The organism is Oleiphilus sp. HI0061, assembly GCF_001635675.1.
Genome location: NZ_LWFE01001614.1, coordinates 1 through 1,358, shown reverse-complemented (window position 1 = coordinate 1,358; position 1,358 = coordinate 1). Strand labels below are relative to the sequence as shown.

At 38.0% G+C, this 1,358-nt stretch carries 3 protein-coding genes and 1 pseudogene; 2 read left to right on the top strand and 2 right to left on the bottom strand.

The window, feature by feature from the left end:
- Both A3735_RS24985 and A3735_RS24980 read left to right on the top strand, forming a co-directional pair.
- Window positions 1-214: CopG family transcriptional regulator (locus A3735_RS24985; protein WP_068638852.1), on the top strand; the 214-nt coding region annotated here is incomplete at its 5' end.
- A 3-nt stretch (window positions 215-217) separates the two neighbouring features.
- A complete protein-coding gene (locus A3735_RS24980; RefSeq protein ID WP_068512156.1) occupies window positions 218-505 on the top strand; it encodes a type II toxin-antitoxin system RelE/ParE family toxin in 288 nt (95 codons plus the stop codon).
- A gap of 158 nt (window positions 506-663) precedes the next feature.
- Here the strand turns inward: A3735_RS24980 and A3735_RS29290 are convergent.
- Together A3735_RS29290 and A3735_RS24975 are read right to left on the bottom strand one after the other, a co-directional pair.
- Window positions 664-834 (bottom strand): annotated as a pseudogene (locus A3735_RS29290) (integrase); the annotation flags it as partial.
- Between the two features lie 149 nt (window positions 835-983).
- A partial coding sequence (locus tag A3735_RS24975) for a S49 family peptidase (protein ID WP_197486033.1) occupies window positions 984-1,358 on the bottom strand: 375 nt, incomplete at its 5' end.

The window sequence follows — 1,358 nt, the reverse complement described above, 5'->3', positions numbered from 1 at the left end:
TATTACGTTAACAGAGCAAAATGATTCTTGGTTGCGAAATCATGTAGATAATGTTCAAGATTACTCTAATAAAAGTGAATTGATAAACGATCTTATCCGCAGCGCGAGAAGGGCTGAAGCAATTAATAGAAAGCTTGAAGATGCAGAATCCAGTGGTTTTGTAAATCAAATGGCATCTGAGATGCTGGCTGAATTCAAGTCAGAACTGAAGTAAGGCATGTTTGAATTTAAGATATCTTCGAATACTAAAGAAGACCTAAAGCGGATATACGCTTACGAATATAGCGAGTTTGGAGAAGCTCAGGCAGATACCTATTACCATGGTTTTTTCGATATGTTCGAGAAAATTTCTATCAACCCATATCTCTTCCAATCAGTTGACCATATTCGCCCAGGTTATAGGCGCTGCTCTTATTGCTCCGATAATATTTACTACCGTGTTAATGGTGCGGTCGTTGAAATAATGGCTATTTTAGGAGGTCAGGATATTGATTGCTGGTTATAGGAACTCTCTAGAGTTAATAAGCGATTACTGAAAGTCGAGGTCTTATTTAAAAGCCAAAATTAATTTACTTATTTTGATGAGCCCTTAATGCCGGCTTTTAAAAAATTGCATAAAAAGGAAGTTACTTAAATTGTAAATAACCGCCTTTTGACGAAATTCTACACCTGAATTCGTTCGGCAAGATCAAGCGCATCATCTACTTCAACCCCAAGATACCTTATAGTGCTGTCAATTTTAAAGTGCCCTAGCAATATCTGAATAGCTCTAAAGTTCTTTGTTTCACGATAAATAATTGAAGCTTTTGTTCGCCTCATTGAGTGGGTGCCATAAGCTGGCTAAATAATGGATACACAGAGCTTCAATGAGCACCAAACTTGCGCACTTTGAAATTACAGGTAAATTGCGGCCCCTGTTTAAACATTCACAAAATAAAAATGGGGCCAGAGTCGCAACCCCGCCCCATCAACGACTTAATTAATTACTTCATACCACGAGAGATATTCAGCTCGGAAAGCAGTTTGGTAACAGACTGTTCAATACCTGAGCTTACCGACATGCCTAGTTTATCCATCAAACTTTTCTTTGCTTTGAATTCCAAGGAATAGACCTCTGAGTCCTGACAGGCTTCTAAAATATATTCATCTGATGTTTTCAAGTCATCAACTAAAGATACTTCCTTGGCTTTAGAACCAAACCAGATATCACCATTGGCAACTGATTCAATATCAACCGATGGACGACGTTCTGAAACGTAGGACTTAAATAACTGGTGAGTATCCTCCAAGTCCGACTTAAACTTCTCTCTTCCTTCGTCAGTATTTTCACCAAACATTGTTAAGGTTCTTTTGTACTT

Excerpts from the sequence above, each read along its gene's own strand:
- A3735_RS24980 (WP_068512156.1), top strand. The coding sequence starts at position 218 with ATGTTTGAATTTAAGATATCTTCGAATACTAAAGAAGACCTAAAGCGG.